General features: G+C 64.9%; 1 protein-coding gene. It reads left to right on the top strand.

The genetic code is table 11. From position 1 onward, the window contains the following. Positions 1-133: 133 nt before the first annotated feature. Entirely contained in the window at positions 134-1,345 is a 1,212-nt protein-coding gene (locus AX735_RS21035) for an IS256 family transposase (protein ID WP_058456888.1), read from the top strand. Positions 1,346-1,398 lie beyond the last annotated feature (53 nt).

Below are 1,398 nucleotides of genomic sequence, written 5' to 3'. Positions count from 1 at the left end.
TTTTCGGTGGAGATTTAGGTGCTGCTGGTGGTGGGGCATGCCCCACCACCAGCAGTTTCGATCTCGGTGGCCACCGGGCTCATCGGTAAGGTGGAGTTTCCACACGTCACACCCACCCGAGGAGTTGATCCCGATGACCGAAGACAGACTACCGCTTGCCGAGCTGATGGCGAAGACCGGAGACAGCGATTTCCTGCGCAGCATTGCCGAGAGCGTGCTGCAGCTGATCATGGAGGCCGATGTCGACGGCGTGATCGGCGCCGGCCGACACGAGCGATCCGGCGACCGCACGACCTGGCGTAACGGCTACCGAGAGCGCAGCCTCGACACCCGGCTCGGCACGCTCAACCTGAAGATCCCCAAGCTCAGGACCGGGGCCTACTTCCCTGGCTTCCTGGAACCCAGGAAGACCGTCGAGAAGGCGCTGGTCTCGGTGATCCAGGAAGCATGGATCGCCGGCGTCAGCACCCGGCGCGTCGACGAGCTGGTTCAGGCCATGGGCATGACCGGCATCTCCAAGTCTTCGGTCTCGAAGCTGTGCAAGGACATCGACGAACGCGTGCACGCCTTCCTCAAGCGGCCGCTGGCGGGCGACTGGCCTTACCTCTGGCTGGACGCGACCTACCTCAAGGTCCGCGAGGGCGGCCGTATCGTCAGTGTCGCGGCGATAATAGCGGTCGCGGTCAACACCGAGGGCAAGCGCGAGATCGTCGGCCTGCACATCGGTCCCAGCGAGGCCGAGCCGTTCTGGTCGAGCTTCCTCAAGGACCTGGCCCGCCGCGGCCTCAAGGGAGTGAAGCTGGTCATCTCCGATGCCCACGAGGGGCTCAAGGCGGCGATCACCCGCGTGCTCGGCGCCACCTGGCAGCGCTGCCGCGTCCACTTCATGCGCAACGCACTGGCCTACGTGCCCAAGGGGCAGAACACCGTGGTCGCCGCCGCCATCCGGCAGGTCTTCCTCCAGCCCGATCATGCGGCCGCTACCCAGGTCTGGCGCCAGGTCGCCGACCAACTGCGCACCCGCTGGCCGAAGCTGGGAACCTGCATGGACGACGCCGAGCACGATGTCCTGGCCTACATGACCTTCCCCGAGCAGCACCGGGTCAAGCTGCACAGCACCAATCCGCTGGAGCGCCTGAACAAGGAGGTGAAGCGCCGTGCTGACGTCGTCGGTATCTTCCCCAACGAGGACAGCATCATCCGACTCGTCGGCGCCGTCCTGCTCGAGCAGAATGACGAGTGGCAGCTCCAGCACCGCTACATGCAGATCGAGGGCATGGCAGCCCTTGCCACACCAATGATCGAGGAGGCTCAGCCGCTACAGATTACACCCAAGGCCGCCTGACCATGCAGCCCGGTGACCACACCCCAAATTACACCTCATTGACGGACGTGACC

Origin of the sequence: Blastomonas sp. CCH1-A6, from assembly GCF_001556365.1 — a bacterium.
In the GTDB taxonomy this organism is placed as follows: domain Bacteria; phylum Pseudomonadota; class Alphaproteobacteria; order Sphingomonadales; family Sphingomonadaceae; genus Blastomonas; species Blastomonas ursincola.
This window is presented reverse-complemented; position numbering and strand designations above follow the sequence as displayed.